At 63.9% G+C, this 21,419-nt stretch carries 15 protein-coding genes; 13 read left to right on the forward strand and 2 right to left on the reverse strand.

Going from position 1 to position 21,419, the window contains the following annotated elements; all coding sequences use genetic code 11:
* Nucleotides 1-7: 7 nt before the first annotated feature.
* The 8 genes from nusG (at nucleotide 8) to ACZY0Y_RS00545 (ending at nucleotide 8,183) form a co-directional block, all read left to right on the forward strand.
* Nucleotides 8-892, forward strand: a complete 885-nt coding sequence (nusG, locus tag ACZY0Y_RS00510) for a transcription termination/antitermination protein NusG (protein ID WP_463879734.1) — start codon at nucleotides 8-10, stop codon at nucleotides 890-892.
* 130 nt (nucleotides 893-1,022) lie between these two features.
* Nucleotides 1,023-1,454, forward strand: a complete 432-nt coding sequence (gene rplK, locus ACZY0Y_RS00515) for a 50S ribosomal protein L11 (protein WP_024365990.1) — start codon at nucleotides 1,023-1,025, stop codon at nucleotides 1,452-1,454.
* Nucleotides 1,455-1,593: 139 nt separating this feature from the next.
* The gene (gene rplA / locus ACZY0Y_RS00520; RefSeq protein WP_024365991.1) at nucleotides 1,594-2,301 is read left to right on the forward strand and encodes a 50S ribosomal protein L1; all 708 of its coding nucleotides are present in this window, start codon (nucleotides 1,594-1,596) and stop codon (nucleotides 2,299-2,301) included.
* Nucleotides 2,302-2,384: 83 nt separating this feature from the next.
* Nucleotides 2,385-3,491 carry a GNAT family N-acetyltransferase gene (locus ACZY0Y_RS00525; RefSeq protein ID WP_463956427.1) on the forward strand — a complete coding sequence of 369 codons (1,107 nt, stop codon included), beginning with the start codon at nucleotides 2,385-2,387 and terminating at the stop codon, nucleotides 3,489-3,491.
* A 157-nt stretch (nucleotides 3,492-3,648) separates the two neighbouring features.
* Nucleotides 3,649-4,758 (forward strand): GNAT family N-acetyltransferase, encoded by a 1,110-nt coding sequence (locus tag ACZY0Y_RS00530; protein ID WP_463879738.1) that lies wholly within the window; start codon nucleotides 3,649-3,651, stop codon nucleotides 4,756-4,758.
* Between the two features lie 311 nt (nucleotides 4,759-5,069).
* Complete coding sequence (gene rplJ, locus ACZY0Y_RS00535; protein ID WP_463879740.1) at nucleotides 5,070-5,678, forward strand: 50S ribosomal protein L10; 609 nt, start codon at nucleotides 5,070-5,072, stop codon at nucleotides 5,676-5,678.
* Between the two features lie 73 nt (nucleotides 5,679-5,751).
* Complete coding sequence (rplL, locus tag ACZY0Y_RS00540) at nucleotides 5,752-6,126, forward strand: 50S ribosomal protein L7/L12 (protein ID WP_024365995.1); 375 nt, start codon at nucleotides 5,752-5,754, stop codon at nucleotides 6,124-6,126.
* Nucleotides 6,127-6,341: 215 nt separating this feature from the next.
* Nucleotides 6,342-8,183, forward strand: coding sequence for a bifunctional metallophosphatase/5'-nucleotidase (locus ACZY0Y_RS00545; protein ID WP_463956428.1), 1,842 nt, complete (start codon nucleotides 6,342-6,344; stop codon nucleotides 8,181-8,183).
* A 35-nt stretch (nucleotides 8,184-8,218) separates the two neighbouring features.
* Here the strand turns inward: ACZY0Y_RS00545 and ACZY0Y_RS00550 are convergent, their stop codons facing one another.
* Both ACZY0Y_RS00550 and ACZY0Y_RS00555 read right to left on the reverse strand, forming a co-directional pair.
* A complete protein-coding gene (locus ACZY0Y_RS00550; RefSeq protein ID WP_463956429.1) occupies nucleotides 8,219-8,737 on the reverse strand; it encodes an aminoacyl-tRNA deacylase in 519 nt (172 codons plus the stop codon).
* A gap of 5 nt (nucleotides 8,738-8,742) precedes the next feature.
* Entirely contained in the window at nucleotides 8,743-9,942 is a 1,200-nt protein-coding gene (locus ACZY0Y_RS00555) for an acetyl-CoA C-acetyltransferase (RefSeq protein WP_463879746.1), read from the reverse strand.
* 377 nt (nucleotides 9,943-10,319) lie between these two features.
* On the opposite strand from ACZY0Y_RS00555, the gene rpoB reads away from it, so the two are divergent.
* From rpoB to fusA, 5 genes are all read left to right on the forward strand, one after another.
* Nucleotides 10,320-13,838, forward strand: a complete 3,519-nt coding sequence (rpoB, locus tag ACZY0Y_RS00560) for a DNA-directed RNA polymerase subunit beta (protein WP_463879747.1) — start codon at nucleotides 10,320-10,322, stop codon at nucleotides 13,836-13,838.
* A gap of 119 nt (nucleotides 13,839-13,957) precedes the next feature.
* Nucleotides 13,958-17,857, forward strand: a complete 3,900-nt coding sequence (locus tag ACZY0Y_RS00565; RefSeq protein ID WP_160664292.1) for a DNA-directed RNA polymerase subunit beta' — start codon at nucleotides 13,958-13,960, stop codon at nucleotides 17,855-17,857.
* A 524-nt stretch (nucleotides 17,858-18,381) separates the two neighbouring features.
* Nucleotides 18,382-18,756, forward strand: coding sequence for a 30S ribosomal protein S12 (gene rpsL, locus ACZY0Y_RS00570; protein WP_011692814.1), 375 nt, complete (start codon nucleotides 18,382-18,384; stop codon nucleotides 18,754-18,756).
* A 1-nt stretch (nucleotide 18,757) separates the two neighbouring features.
* Nucleotides 18,758-19,228, forward strand: coding sequence for a 30S ribosomal protein S7 (rpsG, locus tag ACZY0Y_RS00575; RefSeq protein ID WP_463879750.1), 471 nt, complete (start codon nucleotides 18,758-18,760; stop codon nucleotides 19,226-19,228).
* 69 nt (nucleotides 19,229-19,297) lie between these two features.
* A complete protein-coding gene (gene fusA, locus ACZY0Y_RS00580; RefSeq protein WP_463956430.1) occupies nucleotides 19,298-21,412 on the forward strand; it encodes an elongation factor G in 2,115 nt (704 codons plus the stop codon).
* Nucleotides 21,413-21,419: the final 7 nt, after the last annotated feature.

A 21,419-nucleotide genomic window follows, 5' to 3' on the forward strand; every position in this document is an offset into this window, starting at 1 on the left:
AGACCAAGTGTCTGAGCAGGAGCTCGAGGTAACTGAGACTGAGCTGGATAAGAGCCAGGACGCCGCGGTGGAAACCGGGGAACAGTCCGAGGCCGCGTCCGCTGCGCCCGCATCCGACGTCGCTGACGAGGTAGAAACGGCTGACGAGGCCGACACGGCTGAAGCCGGCGACGCCGCCGCAGAGTCTGTCGAGGCGGGCTCTGACGACGAAGCCGCCATCGAAGAAGCCGCCACCGGTGAAGACGAAGCCGAGTCGGGCGACGCGCTGGCAGCCGCTGCCGCCGCCGCAGAGGTTGATCCGGCTGACGAGTTCAAGGCCAAGCTGCGCCGCCAGGAGGGCGACTGGTACGTCATCCACTCCTACGCCGGCTACGAAAACCGCGTCAAGGCCAACCTTGAAACCCGCATCCAGACCCTGGACATGGAAGATTACATCTTCGAGATCCAGGTTCCGATGGAGGAAGTCGTTGAGATCAAGAACGCTCAGCGCAAGGTCATCAACCGCGTCCGCATCCCGGGTTACGTCCTGGTCCGCATGGACCTGACGGATGCCTCCTGGGGCGCCGTCCGCCACACCCCCGGTGTCACCGGATTCGTGGGCAACGCCCACAACCCGGTCCCGCTGCGCCTCGATGAGGTCTTCTCCATGCTCGCCCCGGTCTTCGAAGAAGAGCAGGCCGAGAAGGGCAAGCCCATCAAGCACGCAGCCGCGCAGATCGACGTCGACTTCGAGGTCGGCGAGTCCGTCATCGTCAAGGAAGGTCCGTTCGAGACCCTTCCGGCCACGATCTCCGAAATCAAGGTGGACTCCCAGACCCTCGTGGTGCTGGTCTCCATCTTCGAGCGCGAGACCCCGGTCACGCTGGCCTTCAACCAGGTCAGCAAGATCTAGCTTTCCCCACAGAATTCGCTCCGGACTGCCCGCTTAGCAGCCCCTGAGCGGCCGGCCGCCTCGCCATGGCGGCCACCAACCTGAGGCACGCTCCTGTGCCCCAGGACGAAATTGAGAGAAGGACCCTACATTGGCTCCCAAGAAGAAGGTCACCGGCCTCATCAAGCTGCAGATCCAGGCAGGTGCCGCTAACCCGGCCCCGCCGATCGGTCCTGCGCTTGGCCAGCACGGTGTCAACATCATGGAATTCTGCAAGGCGTACAACGCTGCGACGGAAGCCCAGCGCGGCAACGTTATTCCGGTTGAAATCACGGTCTACGAGGACCGTTCATTCACGTTCATCACCAAGACCCCGCCGGCCGCGGAACTCATCAAGAAGGCTGCAGGCGTTGCCAAGGGTTCACCGACCCCGCACACCGTCAAGGTTGCCAAGCTGACCCAGGCCCAGGTAAACGAGATCGCCACCACCAAGATGGAAGACCTCAACGCCACGAGCCTTGAAGGCGCCGCGAAGATCATCGCCGGCACCGCCCGCTCCATGGGTATCACCGTCGAAGGCTAATAGCCTTTACCGCCGGGCAACCGGCACCACCTAAACATTGAAATGTTGGAAACCCGGCACGGATAAACCGGCCGGGCCCCGACTGTGGCAGGGCCCAGCGCGGTCCGCAGACCACAACTGCACAAGGAGAATAAGCAGCATGGCAAAGCGCAGCAAAGCATATGAGGCAGCCGCAGCCAAGATCGACGCGGAGAAGTTCTACGCGCCGTTCGAGGCAGTGACGCTGGCCAAGGACACCAACCCGTCCAAGTTCGACGCCACCGTTGAGGTCGCTTTCCGCCTGGGCGTAGACCCTCGCAAGGCCGACCAGATGGTCCGCGGCACCGTTATCCTGCCGCACGGCACCGGTAAGACCGCCCGCGTCCTCGTCTTCGCAACGGGTGACAAGGCTGAGGCAGCAATCGCGGCCGGCGCCGACTTCGTTGGTTCCGATGACCTGATCGAAAAGATCGCAGCCGGCTGGACCGACTTCGACGCGGCCGTCGCCACCCCTGACCTGATGGGCAAGGTTGGCCGCCTCGGTAAGGTCCTGGGTCCGCGTAACCTGATGCCGAACCCGAAGACCGGCACCGTGACCGCTGACGTCGCCAAGGCCGTCAACGACATCAAGGGCGGCAAGATCGACTTCCGCGTCGACAAGCACTCCAACCTGCACTTCATCATCGGCAAGGTCTCGTTCGACGCCCTCAAGCTGGCCGAGAACTACGCCGCCGCGCTGGAAGAGGTCCTTCGCCTCAAGCCGTCCGCTTCCAAGGGCCGGTACATCCAGAAGGCTACCGTCGCCACCACGTTTGGCCCGGGCATCTCGGTTGACCCCAACGTCACCAAGGTCCTGACCGAGGTCTAATCCTCAGTAGGCAATAGGAAAAGACCGTCCCGCACCTGCGGGACGGTCTTTTCTGCGTTTTGGGGCACGGTTACGCTGTTCCGGTGACCACAGCGCCGTACCGCATCGAACGCCTCGTGCTCCCGGACGCCCTCGATTCCCCGGACGCGGGCAATTTCCTCGACGTCGGAGCATTATGCGACGCCCTCACGCTCCAAACCTGGGGCACCCTGGACCGGTCAACTCCGCCCGAGGCCCGCCTGCAGTTCTGGCGGGACAACGAGTACCGGAAGATCCAGCTCTTCTTCGTGCGCCAGAACGGGCGGATGGCTGCCCGGTCGTGGGTCCGCTGCGAGCTCCAGGAGAACCTCCGCAGCGCGATGGTCCACGTCGACGTGCTGGAGGAGTTCAGCGGCCGGGGGATTGGCCAGGCCCTGCTGCGCCATGCGGAAGCGCTGGCAGCCGCGGCCGGCCGCACCATCCTGCAGAGCTACACGGAGCATCCCGCTGGCTTCGACCCGGAGGACCGGCACGCCACCGTGAGGCCGGCCACCGGAACCGGAGCGGTTCCCGCTGACGCGCGGGGCGTCCGCTTTGCCCTGCGGGCCGGTTACCGCCTGGAACAGGTCTCGCGCTTCAGCGCCCTGGATGTTCCCGCCCATGCCGCATCGTGGGACGCGCTGGAACGGGAGGCGCTGGCCACCGCGGGGGCGGAGTACGAGCTTGTGTCCTGGACGGGCCGCTGCCCGGAGGAGTACGCCGGCCAGCTCGCCGTGTTGATGTCCCGGATGAGCACAGACGCGCCGACCGGAAACCTGAGCTACGACCCGGAGGAGTGGGATGTGGCACGGGTCCGCCATGTCGAGGACACGTGGCGGCGGGCCGGACTGGAGTCCCTCGTGGCAGCCGCCCGGCACCGGGACAGCGGTGAACTGGCCGCGTACTCGGTGCTGCAACTCACGCCGTCGAAACCGTGGCTGGCCGATCAGGACGACACCCTCGTCACGGCCAGCCACCGCGGCCACAGACTGGGCATGCTCGTCAAGATCCGTAACCTTCGACGACTGCTGGCGGAGTATCCGGCCGTGGTGCGCGTCATCACGTTTAATGCAGCAGAAAACGATCACATGCTCGCGATCAATAGTGCCCTGGGCTTCCGGGCCGCCGGCTGGGACGGGGAATGGCAGCGGAGCGTCGGCACCGGCGGCTGAGCGGCGAAGAGGGCCCGCCGCACATCGATGATGGAACCAGATGGAACCGTAGTGATGGAACGCTGGCGCAAACCGGCATATGCTGGCGGTGGTAACCCGGTTGTCGCCGGGTTTCCGGCACCCATGGATGGCAGAACAGCTGGGGATGATGCCCGTGATGGCAAACGACGTACGGATTGAACAGCTGTGGATCCCCGATTCCCTTGACGGGACGGACGCCGCCGACTTCATTGCCGCCGTCGAAGTGGGACGCAAGGTGCGAATGCAGACCTGGGGGAGCGACGATCTCGCCTACGCGCCGCAGGAAAAGCTGCTGGAAATGGCGGACCCGTACGAGCGCCAGGTCATTCTCGTGGCCAGGGTCGGCGGCGAAATCGCCGGAACCGTCGACATCGCGCTGCCTCTCGCGGACAACCTCGACCTGGCCGAATTCGCCCTCGACGTCCTGCCGGAGTTTCAGGGACGGGGAGTGGGCCGGCAGCTTCTCGAAGCCGCGGAGCACTTCGCCCGCGACGAGGGCCGCCACACCATCCTGATCGACACGAACCATCCGAGTTCCTCCCTGGGCGACAGCGAAGCCGGGCAGCTGGTGCCCGGCACGGGCCTGGGCTTCGTCCCGATGGACAGCCGGGAGGTCGAGTTCGCCCGCCGCAGCGGCTACACCCTGCAGCACATCGAGCAGTTCAGCGCCTGCACGCTGCCCCTCGACAGCAAGCTCGTGGAGGAGCTGGAGACCGAGGCCGAGGAAGCCAACGCAGGCCGCTACCGCCTCCACCACTGGACGGACCGGTGCCCGGACCAGTGGCTCGAGGCCGTCGCAGTGCTGGAAAACAGCGCGGGCGAAGACGGAGTGCCCGGAGCCGACGACACGGACATGGTCTTCGACGGCGGCATCCTCCGCGAGGCGGAAGACGTCGCCATCGCGCAGGGACGCCGGACAGTGGTCACCGCCGTCGAACATATCGGCAGCCGCGAGCTGGTGGGCCTGACCACCATCAGCGTCCTGGCGCTGCGGCCCGACGTCGTGTTCCAGGACGACACCATGGTCCTCAGCGAGCACCGCGGCAACAAACTGGGCCTGCTGATCAAGGTCGCGAACATGGAACGTCTCGCCGAGCAGTTCCCGGACGCCCGGGTCCTTTACACCTGGAATGCCCCGGAAAACCGGTACCTGCTCAAGGTCAACCAGCAGCTGGGATTCACGACCGCAGGCGTGACGGGAATCTGGCAAAAAGAACTCCCGGACTTCGGACCCAGCGTCAGCTGAACGGCACGTCAGGCGCCCGATTTGGAGCACACGGCCCGGCTCGCGTAAGCTGGGGGAACCAAAGACCGTCGGTTGTTGGAAATCCACTCTCCCAAGCAAGACTCACTTCTGCAGTCGCGCCGGGAGAGCCAGTGGATCTCCAGACGAAGGACCCTGAACATAGGGCGGCCGGCGCAGGTGAACGAAGCAAAGCTCCGCAGTCATGGACTGCGTCGAGACAAGCCCCGTGCATCTGCGCGGGGCGTTTTTTAGTTTCTAGCTCTTTTGAGCGGGGTCCGGGAAACACCGGCACTATCCCCGGAAGGAGGGTTATGGCAACGCCTAGCAAGGTTTCAGCAGTAGCTGAGATCACTAACGATTTCAAGGAATCGAACGCCGCTGTCCTGACCGAATACCGCGGGCTCACCGTTGCACAGCTCAAGCAGCTGCGTGTCTCTCTCGGCCAGGACACCAAGTTCTCGGTCGTCAAGAACACCCTGACCGCCATTGCAGCCAAGGAAGCTGGTGTCGAAGCATTCGACGGCCAGCTCGCCGGCCCCACTGCAATCGCGTTCATCAAGGGTGACGCAGTTGCCGCTGCCAAGAGCCTGACGGATTTTGCCAAGACCAACAAGCAGCTGGTTATCAAGACCGGTTACTTCGAGGGCAAGGCACTGAACGCCAGCGAAGTTGCTGCCCTGGCAGCACTCGAGTCCCGCGAGCTGCAGCTCGCCAAGGTTGCAGGCATCCTCAAGGCTCCTGCTGCCGCCGCTGTACGCATCATCGACGCGCTGCGCCTCAAGCTTGAAGAAGAGAACGGTGCACCGGCTGAAGCCGAAGCGCCCGCCGCTGACGAAGCCCCGGCCGACGCAACTGCCGAAGCCCCGGCCGATGCCGCCGCTGAAGCTCCGGCCGACGCCGCAGCCCCCGAAGAGAACTAACTCTCTAAACCAGACTCCGGTGCAAAGGCACGGCTTCGGCCGCCGAGCACCACTATAGGAAGGACGCCACACCATGGCGAAGCTCACCAACGAAGAGCTCATTGAAGCTTTCAAGGAACTGACCATCATCGAGCTCTCTGAGTTCGTAAAGCTCTTCGAAGAGACCTTCGAAGTTACGGCTGCTGCTGTTGCAGTTGCTGGCCCCGCTGCCGGCGGCGCCGCTGAAGAAGAAGAGCAGACCGCATTCGACGTCATCCTGGAGCACCCGGGCGACAAGAAGATTGCAGTCATCAAGGAAGTTCGCGCCATCACTTCCCTGGGTCTCAAGGAAGCCAAGGACGTTGTTGACAGCGCCCCGAAGGCCATCCTCGAAGGCGTCACCAAGGAAGCTGCCGAGAAGGCTGTTGCACAGCTCGAAGAAGCCGGCGCTCGCGTTACCCTCAAGTAACTCGCCGCTTCAGGAACTGTCCGGGAACCACGTGTTCCCGTTCCGCTCCGGGAAACCCCGTCCACTCCGGTGGGCGGGGTTTCCTGCGTTCCGGCCGGAAGCCAACGGCACGTGAATTCCCGAAAAAGATTGCTGACTCTCTGTTCTCCCCGGCACGTGCGCCCCTAGACTTTGGCTTTGTGCCAACAGGCCGCCAACTTTGAGGAGCTCACACAATGACCGACCCCAACACTCCGCTCTCCCGCCGCGCCATGCTCACCGCGGCCCTTGTCGGGGGCGGCGCCGCCGCCGCGACCCTTGCCGGAGCCCCGACCGCCCAGGCCGGGACCGGTGCCCCGGGCTCCGGCCGGAAGCCGTTCACCCTGACGGTGCTTGGCACCACCGACCTGCACAACAACGTCTTCAACTGGGATTACTTCAAGAACACGCCCTACGCCGACACGGCAGGAAACAAGATCGGCATCGCCCAGGCGGCCACCCTGATCAAGGCGATGCGGGCCGAACGGGGAGCGGCGAACACGCTCACCATCGACGCCGGCGACACCATTCAGGGGACACCGCTTGCCTACTACTTCGCCAAGATCAACCCCGTGTCCGCGACGGTCAAGCACCCCATGGCGCTGGCCATGAACGCGGTGGGCTACGACGCCGTCGGCCTCGGCAACCACGAGTTCAACTACGGCATCCCGCTGCTGCGCACCTGGGAAAGCCAGCTCGATTTCCCCCTGCTGGGCGCCAACGTCCACGACGCCGTCACCGGACGCCGCGCCTTCAGCCCCTACGTCCTCAAGCGGGTCAAGACGGACAACGGCTGGGTCACCGTGGGCCTGGTCGGGTTTGTCACCCCCGGCTGCGCCCTGTGGGACCGCGACAACGTCCAGGGCAAGTTGGACTTCAACGGCATCGTCGAGGAAGCCAAAGTCGTCATCCCGCAGCTGAAGGCCGCCGGCGCCGACATTGTCATTGTCACGAGCCACTCGGGCGCGACCCCGGGATCCTCCTACGGCGATGCCCTGCCGTTCCCGGAGAACGCCTCCACGCAGTTGGCCGAAGAGGTGCCCGGCATCGATGCCATCCTGGTCGGCCACGCCCACCTGGAGATCCCGGAACGCTTCGTCACCAACAAGGCCACCGGCAAGCCGGTCCTCCTGACCGAACCGCTCAAGTGGGGCATGCGGGTCTCCGTCATGGATTTGGAGCTGGCCAAGGACAAGGGCCAATGGACGGTGACCGCCGCACACTCGCACCTGCTGGACGCCAAGACGGTCGACGCCGATCCCGCCGTCGTGCGGGCCGTCCGGGCCGGGCACGAGGCCACCGTGAAGTACGTCAACGAGGTGATTGGCACGTCCACGGCCCCGCTCAACACGGCCACCGCCTGCTGGGAGGAGTCGGCGGCCATCGACGCCATCAATTACGTCCAGGCCAGCACTATCAAGGCCGAACTGGCCAACGGCCCGGCGGCCGGCCTGCCGGTGCTCTCCATCGCTGCGGCCTTCTCCCGCTCGGTGGACGTCAAAGCCGGGCCGCTGACCATCAGGGACGTCGCCGGTCTCTACATCTTCGACAACACGCTGCTCGCCATCAAGGTCACTGGAGCCCAGATCAAGGATTACCTGGAATGGTCCGCGCAGTACTTCAAGCCGGTCCTCAGCACCACAGCACGCGCCGCCGACGTTACCAACGCTGCCACAGCCATGGCCCCGGGCGGGACGCCGGACTACAACTACGACGTCGTGTACGGCCTTGACGCAGCCTTGAACTACGAGATCGACCTCGCCAGGCCGGTGGGGCAGCGCATCACCGGCCTCAGCTACGGCACCGAGGCCCTCCGGATGGACCAGGAATTCGCCCTGGCCATCAACAACTACCGGCAGAGCGGCGGCGGCAACTTCCCCGCCGTGAAGACGGCACCGGTGCTCTCCAACAGCCAGCAGGAAATCCGGCAGCGGATCATCGACTACGTCATGGATCACGGCACCCTGGACGTGGCCGTGTTCAGCCAGGACAACTGGCGGCTCACCGTCAACGGAGAGGCTCTGACCGTCACGGCCTAACGGCAACGCAGTTCGTTGAAGTTAACCCGGCTGGGCTAGTTCGGTTCGGAGATGTCCGCGACCACGGCATCGAGGGCGGCGGTCAGGGCGTCGGCGTCCACGAAGGCGCTGTAGCCATGCTCGCCCGCCCCCAGGGAAACCCGGCGTCCGGTGATGCTCCGGTCCGCGTAGACCGGCCAGGCCACGGTACTGCCGAGCGGTGTGATGGTGCCGCGCTCGTATCCGGTGGCATCCAGGGCGACGTCCGCAGTCGGAAGCGACAGCTTGTTCACCCCGATCAGCGCATGGAGCTTGGGCCAGGAAATCTGCCGGTCGCCCGGGATGAGCGCGAAGAGGAAACTGCCGTCCTTGTGCTTGACCACGAGGGACTTCACGATATCCCCGGGCTCGATTCCGAGGATCCGGGCCGCCTCCTCGAGGCTTTTCGCGGCAAGGCGCTCCACGAGGTGCACATCGAGGCCGCGGGCGGCGGCGTCCGCCAGGAACCGTTCCCGGCCGGCGGCGCCACCACCGGTGGCCGCCGCGCCGGGAACGGGCACTGCGGGCTCTGTCACGGCGCTCAGTCGCGGAACAGCAGGAGCGCTTCGCCCTGGCCGCCGCCGCCGCAGAGGGAGACAGCAGCCTTGCCGGTACCGCGCCGCTTCAGCTCGTGCGCCGCATGCAGCGCAAGCCGCGCACCGGAGGCGCCGATCGGGTGGCCCAGGGCGATCGCGCCGCCGTGGATGTTGCACTTCTCCAACGGGTAGCCGAGGTCCTTGAGTGACTGCACGGCGACGGAACCGAAGGCCTCGTTGATCTCGATGAAGTCCAGGTCAGCGGCGGACCAGCCGGCCTTGTGCAGCGCGCTGTTGATCGCGTTGGAGGGCTGGGAGTGCAACGAGTTGTCCGGGCCGGCCACCTGGCCGGGCTTGCCGACGACGGCAAGGTACTCAAGGCCGTTGTCCTCGGCGAACTTCCGCGAGGACAGCACGAGTGCGGAGGCGCCGTCGGACAGGGGAGAGGAGTTGCCCGCCGTGATGGTGCCGTCCGTGACGAATGCCGCCCGCAGGCCCGCCAGCGAGCCGACAGTCGTGTCCGGCCGGATGCCCTCATCCGCGGCCAGGATGACCGGGTCGCCCTTGCGCTGCTTGACGCTGATCGGGGCGATTTCGCCGTCGAACACGCCGTCCTTGGCGGCCCGGGCGGCGCGTTGGTGCGACGCTGCCGCCACCTCGTCCTGGGAGGCGCGGTCAATCCCCAGCGTGAGGTTCTTGGTCTCGGTGGACAAGCCCATGGACTGCCCGTCGAAGGCGTCGGTCAGGCCGTCATGGGCCGCGACGTCGAGGGCCTGGATGGAACCGTAGGTCCAGCCCTGCCGGGAACCCGGGAGGATGTGCGGGGCCCGGGTCATGGATTCCTGACCGCCGGCGACGACGACGGTGGCGTCGCCGCTGCGGATCATCCGGGCCGCATCGATCACGGCGGTCAGCCCGGAGAGGCAGACCTTGTTGATGGTCACCGTGGGGACGTTCCAGCCGATGCCGGCGCCGATGGCGCTCTGGCGCGCGGGGTTCTGGCCGGCTCCGGCCTGCAGCACCTGGCCCATGATCACCGAGTCCACCTGCTCGGCCTTCACGCCGCTGGCGGCCAGGGCCGCACGGATGGCGTGCGCGCCGAGTTCCACGGCTGTGAAGCTCGCGAGTTGCCCGTTGAGGCGTCCCTGGGGCGTGCGGGCGGCAGCGAGGATGACAACATCATTGTTGTCTGCAGAGTTGCTCATGGTTTTCTCTTCCGATCTTGAACGATGTACAGCAAGGCTATCGTGACCCCAGTCACGGGGCCATTCGCCCGCCGGGGGAGCGGACCGGCGCCGCGGCCCCGTGCTTGCAATCCCGCGCGAAGTGGGGTAGACAAGTAGGTTGCTTTGCCGTATCGTAGATATTTGCGTCTTCCCTGTTTACCTTCAGCCTTCATATAGCGGTGGGCTTAGCCTGGCAGCTGCGCCATCAATGTGCCGTCTACAACGTGCACCACCCATGGCCAGCGCGGGTCCCGGGTCATATAGCGGAACCGGACTGGTAGCACTGCGGAGTCACTCCGCAGGGTGCATAACGGGGGAGATCTGAAAACGCCTGAAGGTCTGTGGAAGGATCCCTCTTGGTCGCCTCGAGCACCTCTAATGTAAACAACGCTGCAACCGCTATCAATGCCGACAGTACCGACGGTGCAACCCGCCGGCTCTCATTCGCAAAGATTCACGAACCTCTTGACGTTCCGAATCTGCTTGCCCTGCAAACGGACAGCTTTGACTGGCTGGTCGGAAACGAACGCTGGCAGGCACGCGTAGCCAAGGCCGTCGAAGAAGGCGACCTCAGCGTCGCCACCTCCTCGGGTCTGTCCGACATCTTTGAAGAGATCTCCCCGATCGAGGATTTCCAGGGCACCATGTCCCTGAGCTTCTCGGAGCCGGAGTTCGCTGATCCGAAGTACACCATGGCTGAGTGCAAGGACCGGGACGCAACGTACTCGGCGCCGCTGTACGTCAAGGCCGAATTCATGAACAACAACACGGGCGAAATCAAGCAGCAGACCGTGTTCATGGGTGACTTCCCGCTGATGACCGAGAAGGGCACCTTCGTCGTCAACGGCACCGAGCGTGTTGTTGTCTCGCAGCTGGTCCGCTCCCCGGGCGCCTACTTTGAGCGCACCGCCGACAAGACCAGCGACAAGGACATCTTCACCGCGAAGATCATCCCGTCCCGCGGCGCCTGGTTCGAACTCGAAATCGACAAGCGCGACCAGGTCGGCGTTCGCCTCGACCGCAAGCGCAAGCAGTCCGTCACGGTGCTGCTGAAGGCCCTCGGCTGGACCGAAGGCCAGATCCTCGAAGAGTTCGGCCAGTACGACTCCATGCGCGCAACGCTGGAGAAGGACGCCACCGAAACCCGCGAAGATGCCTTGCTGGACATCTACCGGAAGCTGCGACCGGGCGAGCCGCCCACGGTCGAGGCTGCCCAGTCCCTGCTGGACAACCTGTACTTCAACTCCAAGCGCTACGATCTGGCCAAGGTTGGCCGCTACAAGATCAACCGCAAGCTCGGCATCGACCGCTCCCTTGGCGACAAGGAAGCGTCTGTCCTGCACGTTGAAGACATCGTCGCCATGATCAAGTTCCTCGTTGCCCTGCACGCCGGTGAGAAGACCCTCACGGGCAAGCGCGACGGCCAGGACCACGAGCTGCGCGTTGAGATCGATGACATCGACCACTTCGGCAACCGCCGCATCCGCGCCGTCGGCGAGCTCATCGAGAACCAGGTCCGCACCGGCCTGTCCCGCATGGAGCGCGTTGTCCGCGAGCGTATGACGACCCAGGACGTCGAGGCCATCACGCCTCAGACCCTGATCAACATCCGCCCCGTCGTGGCAGCGATCAAGGAGTTCTTCGGAACGTCCCAGCTGTCCCAGTTCATGGACCAGAACAACCCGCTGTCGGGTCTGACCCACAAGCGCCGCCTGTCGGCCCTTGGCCCCGGTGGTCTGTCCCGTGACCGTGCAGGCATGGAAGTCCGGGACGTTCACCCGTCCCACTACGGACGTATGTGCCCCATCGAAACCCCTGAAGGCCCGAACATTGGCCTGATCGGTTCACTGGCTTCCTACGGACGCATCAACCCGTTCGGGTTCATCGAGACGCCGTACCGCCTCGTGTCCGAGGGTGTTGTCTCCGACGAGGTCGAGTACCTCACGGCCGATGACGAGGCAGAGGTTCTGATCGCACAGGCCAACGCTCCGCTCGATCCGAACAAGAAGTTCGCCGAAGAAACGGTCCTCGTCCGTGCCCGTGGTGGTGGAGGCGAGCCCGTGCTGGTTCCCGCCGCCGAGGTCGAGTTCATGGACGTTTCCCCGCGCCAGATGGTGTCCGTGGCTACCGCCCTGATTCCGTTCCTTGAGCATGACGATGCCAACCGCGCACTCATGGGTGCCAACATGCAGCGCCAGGCCGTGCCGCTGGTCCGTTCCGAGGCACCGTTTGTCGGTACCGGCATGGAACGCGCCGCTGCAGTGGACGCCGGTGACGTCACCATCGCGAAGAAGGCAGGTGTGGTTACCGAGGTCTCCGCTGAGCTCGTGATCGTGCTCAACGACGACGGTACGGAAACCAACTACCGCATCAACAAGTTCGCCCGCTCCAACCAGGGCAACTGCTACAACAACCGCGTTCTGGTGAACGAAGGCCAGCGCCTGGAAGTCGGCGGCATCATCGCCGACGGCCCGGCAACGGACCAGGGCGAACTGGCCCTCGGTAAGAACCTGCTCGTGGCATTCATGTCATGGGAAGGCCACAACTTCGAGGATGCCATCATCCTGTCCCAGCGGATCGTGGCTGAGGACGTTCTTTCCTCCATCCACATCGAGGAGCACGAGATCGATGCCCGCGACACCAAGCTTGGTGCCGAGGAAATCACCCGTGACATCCCGAACGTGTCCGAGGAAGTCCTGGCCGGCCTGGACGAGCGTGGCATCATCCACATCGGTGCCGAGGTCGAAGCCGGCGACATCCTGGTTGGAAAGGTCACGCCCAAGGGCGAGACCGAGCTGACCCCGGAAGAGCGCCTGCTGCGCGCCATCTTCGGTGAGAAGTCCCGCGAAGTGCGCGACACCTCCCTGAAGGTTCCGCACGGCGAGTCCGGCACCGTTATCGGTGTCCGCGTTTTCGACCGCGACAACGACGACGAGCTGCCCCCGGGCGTCAACCAGCTGGTCCGCGTCTACGTCGCAGCCAAGCGCAAGATCACCGACGGCGACAAGCTCGCCGGCCGTCACGGCAACAAGGGCGTTATCTCCAAGATCCTCCCGATCGAGGACATGCCCTTCCTTGCCGACGGTACCCCCGTTGATATCGTCCTGAACCCGCTGGGTGTTCCGGGCCGTATGAACGTCGGCCAGGTGCTCGAAACGCACCTCGGCTGGGTTGCCAAGACCGGCTGGAAGATCGAGGGCGAACCTGAGTGGCTCAAGCAGCTGCCGAACCTGCCGCGCGAGAGTGGCTCGACCACTGTTGCAACGCCGGTCTTCGACGGTGCGCGCGAAGAGGAAATCACCGGTCTCCTCGATTCCACCAACGTCACCCGCGACGGTGTCCGCCTGATCAACTCCTCGGGCAAGACCCGCCTGTTCGACGGCCGCTCCGGCGAGCCGTTCCCGGATCCGATCTCGGTCGGCTACATGTACATCCTGAAGCTCCACCACCTGGTGGACGACAAGATCCACGCGCGCTCCACCGGCCCGTACTCCATGATCACGCAGCAGCCGCTGGGTGGTAAGGCACAGTTCGGTGGCCAGCGCTTCGGTGAAATGGAAGTGTGGGCGCTCGAAGCTTACGGCGCCGCCTACACGCTCCAGGAGCTCCTCACGATCAAGTCGGATGATATCCACGGTCGTGTGAAGGTCTACGAAGCCATCGTCAAGGGCGAGAACATCCCGGAGCCGGGCGTTCCTGAGTCCTTCAAGGTCTTGATCAAGGAAATGCAGTCGCTGTGCCTGAACGTGGAAGTTCTTTCCACGGACGGAACCACAATTGAAATGCGTGACTCTGATGACGCAGTCTTCACGGCTGCGGAAGAACTGGGCATCGATCTGTCTCGTGCAGAGCCCAGTTCCGTAGAAGAGGTTTAGCAGGGGGTTTACCGGGAAAAGCCAAGCGGCCCCGCCGCCTGACTTTTCCCGGTAACCACCTCCCTCTTCCCGTAACCCAAGACTTCAGAATTTAGAGAACAAGAGAGAACAGGGACCATATGTCCAGCGAATCCTCCTTCGGCCTCATGCAGATCGGCCTCGCCACCGCGGAAGACATCCGTGGCTGGTCTTACGGCGAGGTTAAGAAGCCGGAAACCATCAACTACCGCACGCTCAAGCCTGAGAAGGACGGCCTCTTCTGCGAGAAGATCTTCGGCCCGTCCCGCGACTGGGAGTGCTACTGCGGTAAGTACAAGCGCGTGCGCTTCAAGGGCATCATCTGCGAGCGGTGTGGCGTTGAGGTCACCCGCGCAAAGGTGCGCCGTGAGCGCATGGGCCACATCGAGCTGGCCGCCCCCGTCACGCACATCTGGTACTTCAAGGGTGTACCGTCCCGACTGGGCTACCTCCTTGACCTGGCGCCGAAGGACCTCGAAAAGGTCATCTACTTCGCCGCCTACATGATCACGAGCGTCGACGCCGACAGCCGCCACGAGGAACTGCCCAACCTGCAGGTTGAGCACGACATCGAGAAGAAGCAGCTGATCGACAACCGCGACTCCGACATCGCCACGATCGCCCGCGACCTCGAGAACGAGCTCGCCCGTCTCGAAGGCGAAGGCGCCAAGGCTGCCGACAAGAAGAAGGCCCGCGACTCCGCTGACCGCCAGATGGCCAACGTCCGCAAGCGCGCGGATGCTGAGATCGAGCGGCTCGAGCAGGTCTGGGACCGCTTCAAGAACCTCAAGGTCGCCGACCTCGAAGGTGACGAGGGCCTGTACCGCGAACTGCGTGACCGCTACGGCATGTATTTCGAAGGCTCCATGGGTGCCGAGGCCATCAAGAAGCGTCTTGAGAACTTCGACATGCAGGCCGAGTCGGACATGCTCCGCGACATCATCGCCAACGGCAAGGGCCAGCGCAAGACCCGCGCCCTGAAGCGGCTCAAGGTGGTCAATGCATTCCTGACGACCAACAACAGCCCGCTCGGCATGGTCCTGGACGCCGTCCCGGTGATCCCGCCGGAACTGCGCCCGATGGTCCAGCTGGACGGTGGCCGCTTTGCGACCTCCGACCTCAACGACCTCTACCGCCGCGTGATCAACCGCAACAACCGCCTCAAGCGCCTGCTTGATCTCGGTGCCCCGGAGATCATCGTCAACAACGAGAAGCGCATGCTTCAGGAAGCTGTTGACAGCCTCTTCGACAACGGCCGCCGCGGCCGTCCGGTCACCGGACCGGGCAACCGTCCGCTGAAGTCCCTGTCCGACATGCTCAAGGGCAAGCAGGGCCGTTTCCGCCAGAACCTCCTCGGCAAGCGCGTCGACTACTCCGGCCGTTCGGTCATCGTCGTCGGCCCGCAGCTGAAGCTGCACCAGTGTGGTCTGCCGAAGCAGATGGCCCTGGAGCTCTTCAAGCCGTTCGTGATGAAGCGCCTGGTTGACCTCAACCACGCGCAGAACATCAAGTCGGCCAAGCGGATGGTTGAGCGTTACCGCCCGCAGGTCTGGGATGTCCTCGAAGAGATCATCACCGAGCACCCCGTGCTGCTGAACCGTGCACCCACCCTGCACCGTCTCGGCATCCAGGCGTTCGAACCGCAGCTTGTTGAAGGCAAGGCAATTCAGCTTCACCCGCTGGTTTGTGGCGCCTTCAACGCCGACTTCGACGGCGACCAGATGGCAGTCCACCTGCCGCTGAGCCCCGAAGCCCAGGCGGAAGCCCGGATCCTGATGCTGTCCTCGAACAACATCCTGAAGCCGTCTGACGGCCGCCCGGTGACCCTGCCGTCGCAGGATATGATCATCGGCCTCTACCACCTGACCACCAAGCGTGTCGGTTCAGCTGGCGAAGGCCGGATCTTCTCCTCGGTGTCGGAAGCCATCATGGCGTACGACCTGCACGAGCTGCACCTGAACTCCCAGGTCAAGATCCGGCTGGAGGGCTTCGTCCCTTACGCCGGCTGGGAAGCTCCGGAAGGCTACGAGCCGGGTCAGACCGTGCTCGTCCAGACCTCCCTGGGCCAGGTCCTCTTCAACGAGACCCTGCCCGCGGACTACCCGTGGGTTGAGAACGTTGCGGACAAGGGCGAACTGTCCACGATCGTCAACGATCTCGCCGAGCGCTACCCGAAGGTGATCACGGCGGCAACGCTGGACAACCTGAAGGATGCCGGTTTCTACTGGGCCACCCGGTCCGGCGTCACCGTCGCCATCTCCGACATCGAGGTGCCCAAGGACAAGCCCCGGATCCTCGCCGGCTACGAGACCATGGCCGCCAAGATCCAGGGACAGTACGACAAGGGCCTGATCGACGACGACGAGCGCCGCCAGGAACTGATCGAGATCTGGAACAAGGCTACGAACGAAATCGCCCAGGCGATGCGTGACAGCCTGTCCCCGATGAACACCATCAACCGCATGGTGTCCTCCGGTGCCCGTGGTAACTGGATGCAGGTCCGCCAGATTGCGGGTATCCGTGGCCTGGTGGCCAACCCTAAGGGCGAGATCATCCCGCGTCCGATCAAGTCCTCCTACCGCGAGGGCCTGTCGGTGCTGGAATACTTCATCGCCACGCACGGTGCCCGTAAGGGTCTGGCTGACACCGCGCTGCGTACCGCCAACTCGGGTTACCTGACCCGCCGTCTGGTGGACGTGTCGCAGGATGTCATCGTCCGGGAAGAGGACTGCGGCACCGAGCGCGGTCTCATCACCGCCATCGCCGTGGCTGACGCCAACGGCGAGCTGGTCCTCGACGAGAACGTCGAGAACAGCGCGTACGCCCGTACCCTGGCCGTGGATGTCGTTGACTCCAAGGGCAAGGTCCTGGCAGCAGGCGGCACCGACTGCGGCGACGTCGTCATTGCCGAGCTGTTCGCGGCCGGCATCACCGAGGTCAAGGTCCGCTCCGTACTCACCTGTGAGTCCAGCGTCGGCACCTGCGCCCTGTGCTACGGCCGTTCGCTGGCCACGGGTAAGACCGTCGACATCGGTGAGGCAGTCGGCATCATCGCCGCACAGTCCATCGGTGAGCCGGGTACCCAGCTGACCATGCGTACGTTCCACACCGGTGGTGCTGTCTCCTCCAGTGGTGGCGACGACATCACCCAGGGTCTGCCCCGTATCCAGGAGCTGTTCGAAGCCCGTACTCCGAAGGGTGTCGCGCCGATTGCTGAAGCAGCCGGCCGCATCACCATCGAAGAGTCCGAGCGCCAGATGCGCCTGGTCATCACCCCGGATGACGGATCCGAAGAGATCGCTTACCCGGTCCTGCGCCGTTCACGTCTTCTCATTGAAGACGGCGAGCACGTCAGCGTCGGCCAGAAGCTCATCAACGGCCCGGTCGACCCCAAGCAGGTTCTGCGCATCATGGGCCCCCGTGCCGCGCAGAAGTTCCTGGTGGACGAAGTCCAGGGTGTGTACCGCAGCCAGGGCATCGGTATCCACGACAAGCACGTCGAGGTTATCGTCCGCCAGATGCTGCGCCGCGTCACGGTTATCGAGTCCGGCGAATCGGACCTGCTGCCCGGCGAGCTCGCCGAGCGCAGCCGCTTCGAAGATGCCAACCGCCGTGTTGTGTCCGAGGGAAAGACGCCGGCTTCCGGCCGTCCCGAGCTCATGGGCATCACCAAGGCGTCCCTGGCGACGGAGTCCTGGCTGTCCGCAGCTTCCTTCCAGGAGACCACCCGCGTCCTGACGCAGGCGGCCATGGAAGGCAAGAGCGATCCGCTGCTCGGCCTCAAGGAAAACGTCATCATCGGTAAGCTCATCCCGGCCGGCACGGGTCTCCCGCGCTACACCGAGGTCACGGTGGAGCCCACTGAAGAAGCAAAGGCCAATCTGTTTACCGGCCCCAGCGCGTTCAGTGACTTCTCCTACGATTCCCTGGGCGGCGACGGAGCTCCTGAGTTCCACGCCATCCCGCTGGATGACTACGACCTGGGCAACGATTTCCGCTAGCCGCTAACACAACGCGGGGTCACCTACGGCCCAATCCGCCCCATGGATTGGACTCGAAGTGACCCCGCGTTGCTGTTTAACGAGTTGGCTGTAACGGACGGGGTCCGCGCCGCAAGGTGGGGGACCATCCTCCTTTAACCCGTCGACTGCTCCGTTAACGCCCTTTTGGGTCCTCAAAACGGCGTTAGCGGAGCAACCGATGGGGGTGAGGGCGCCGATTAAGGGCTGGGACCTGTGCGTGTTAGACTTGAGACTAATTGTTATTGTGGCAGTGGATGAGTGCGCCGGTTCTAGTTAGAACCAGGACGACGTTTCCGGTTTGCAGGGTTCTTGTGCAACGTATGCCACATTTTCGCATGCCTAGGGGCAAATCGGGATGAAAGTCCGCGGATGCCGGCGTGCGGTCCGACTATTAAGGCTTCGCCTCAGCTGCTCTGGAGAGAACTTCAAAGCTCGAGCGGCGGGGCGCAGCGACAAGAGAGCGGCTGCCAACGGCCGCTCCGGATAAAACGGAGAACACGAGAGTGCCTACGATTAACCAGCTGGTCCGCAAGGGCCGCACGCCGAAGGTCAAGAAGACCAAGGCCCCCGCGCTTAACGGCAGCCCGATGCGCCGCGGTGTTTGCACCCGCGTGTACACGACGACCCCGAAGAAGCCGAACTCGGCTCTGCGTAAGGTTGCACGTGTCCGCCTCAACGGTGGCGTTGAAGTGACCGCGTACATCCCCGGTGTAGGCCACAACCTGCAGGAGCACTCCATTGTGCTCGTCCGTGGTGGTCGCGTTAAGGACCTTCCGGGTGTCCGTTACAAGATCGTCCGTGGTGCCCTCGATACCCAGGGTGTCAAGAACCGTAAGCAGGCTCGTAGCCGCTACGGCGCAAAGATGGAGAAGAAGTAATATGCCTCGCAAGGGTCCGGCCCCCAAGCGGCCGCTAGTTCTAGATCCCGTTTACGGCTCCCCGCTGGTCACCCAGTTGATTAACAAGGTGCTCGTTGACGGCAAGAAGTCCACCGCAGAGCGCATCGTTTACGGTGCACTCGAAGGTGCTCGTGCCAAGTCCGGCGGCGACCCCGTTGCAGCCCTTAAGAAGGCCATGGAGAACGTCAAGCCTTCCCTCGAGGTCCGCTCCCGCCGCGTCGGCGGCGCCACCTACCAGGTTCCTGTTGAGGTCAAGCCGGGCCGCTCCACCGCCCTCGCCCTGCGCTGGCTGGTTGGCTACTCCAAGGTCCGCCGCGAAAAGACCATGACTGAGCGCCTCCAGAACGAGATTCTGGATGCCTCCAACGGTCTCGGTGCCGCTGTGAAGCGTCGCGAAGACACCCACAAGATGGCCGAGTCCAACAAGGCCTTCGCACACTACCGCTGGTAATACTTCCCGGACGCCGCCGGCTCGACAGGGCCGGCGGCGAACGTGCAGTCCATCCGAAAGGGAGACACCGTGGCACAGGACGTGCTTACCGACCTTAGCAAGGTCCGCAATATCGGCATTATGGCCCACATCGATGCCGGCAAGACCACTACTACCGAGCGCATCCTGTTCTACACAGGTGTGAACCACAAGATCGGCGAAACGCACGACGGCGCTTCGACGACTGACTGGATGGAACAGGAAAAGGAACGCGGCATCACCATCACGTCTGCCGCCGTGACCTGCTTCTGGGAAAACAACCAGATCAACATCATCGACACCCCCGGCCACGTGGACTTCACGGTTGAGGTTGAGCGCTCCTTGCGCGTCCTCGACGGTGCAGTTGCCGTGTTCGATGGCAAGGAAGGTGTGGAGCCGCAGTCTGAGACTGTCTGGCGCCAGGCTGACAAGTACAACGTCCCGCGAATCTGCTTCGTCAACAAGATGGACAAGCTCGGCGCTGACTTCTACTTCACCGTCGACACCATCATCAGCCGCCTCGGTGCCAAGCCGCTCGTCATGCAGCTGCCGATCGGCGCCGAGAACGACTTCATCGGCGTCGTCGACCTGCTTTACATGCGCGCACTGGTCTGGCCCGGCGACTCCAAGGGTGACGTCACCATGGGGGCCAAGTACGAGATCCAGGAGATCCCGGCTGACCTCAAGGAAAAGGCCGAAGAGTACCGCGCAGCGCTCGTTGAGACCGTTGCTGAGTCCTCTGAAGAGCTCATGGAGAAGTACCTCGAAGGTGAAGAAATCACCACCGATGAGCTCAAGGCCGGCATCCGCAAGATGACGATCAACTCCGAGCTGTACCCGGTCTTCTGCGGCTCCGCGTTCAAGAACCGCGGCGTCCAGCCGATGCTTGACGCTGTCGTGGACTACCTGCCGAACCCGCTCGACGTCCCGCCGATGATCGGTCACGATCCCCGCGACGAAGAGAAGGAACTGACGCGCAAGCCTGCAGCCGACGAGCCGTTCTCGGCCCTGGCATTCAAGATTGCCACGCACCCGTTCTTCGGTCAGCTCACCTTCATCCGCGTGTACTCCGGTCACGTGGAAGCAGGCTCCCAGGTGGTTAACTCCACCAAGGGCAAGAAGGAGCGCATCGGCAAGCTGTTCCAGATGCACGCCAACAAGGAAATGCCCGTTGACGGCGCTACCGCCGGCCACATCTACGCAGCGATCGGCCTGAAGGACACCACCACGGGCGACACCCTGTGCGATCCGGCCAACCAGATCGTCCTCGAGTCCATGAGCTTCCCGGAGCCCGTGATCTCGGTTGCGATCGAGCCGAACACGAAGGGTGACCAGGAGAAGCTCTCCACGGCCATCCAGAAGCTCTCCGCTGAGGACCCGACCTTCCAGGTCTCCCTCAACGAGGACACCGGCCAGACCATCATCGCCGGCATGGGCGAGCTCCACCTGGACATCCTGGTGGACCGCATGCGCCGCGAATTCAAGGTCGAGGCAAACGTGGGCAAGCCCCAGGTTGCCTACCGCGAAACCATCAAGCGTGCTGTGGAGCGTCACGACTACACGCACAAGAAGCAGACCGGTGGTTCGGGCCAGTTCGCAAAGATCCAGATCGCGATCGAGCCGCTGGACACGTCCGAGGGCGAGCTGTACGAGTTCTCGAACAAGGTCACCGGCGGACGTATTCCGCGCGAATACATCCCGTCGGTTGACGCCGGTATCCAGAGTGCGCTGAACGACGGCGTCCTGGCTGGTTACCCGGTTGTGGGCATCAAGGCCACGCTGATTGACGGCGCGTACCACGATGTTGACTCCTCGGAAATGGCGTTCAAGATCGCCGGCCGTATGGCTTTCAAGGAAGCCGCACGCAAGGCGAACCCTGTCCTGCTCGAACCGCTGATGGATGTCGAGGTCCGCACCCCTGAGGAATACATGGGTGAAGTTATCGGTGACCTCAACTCCCGCCGTGGCCAGATGCAGTCCATGGAAGATGCCCAGGGCGTCAAGGTCATCCGCGCGCACGTCCCGCTGTCCGGCATGTTCGGCTACATCGGCGACCTGCGCTCGAAGACCCAGGGCCGCGCTGTGTACTCCATGACGTTCCACAGCTACGCCGAGGTCCCGAAGGCATTTGCCGACGAGATCATCCAGAAGAACCGCGGCGAGTAGTCCCTAG

This window comes from Pseudarthrobacter kochi, assembly GCF_055412805.1.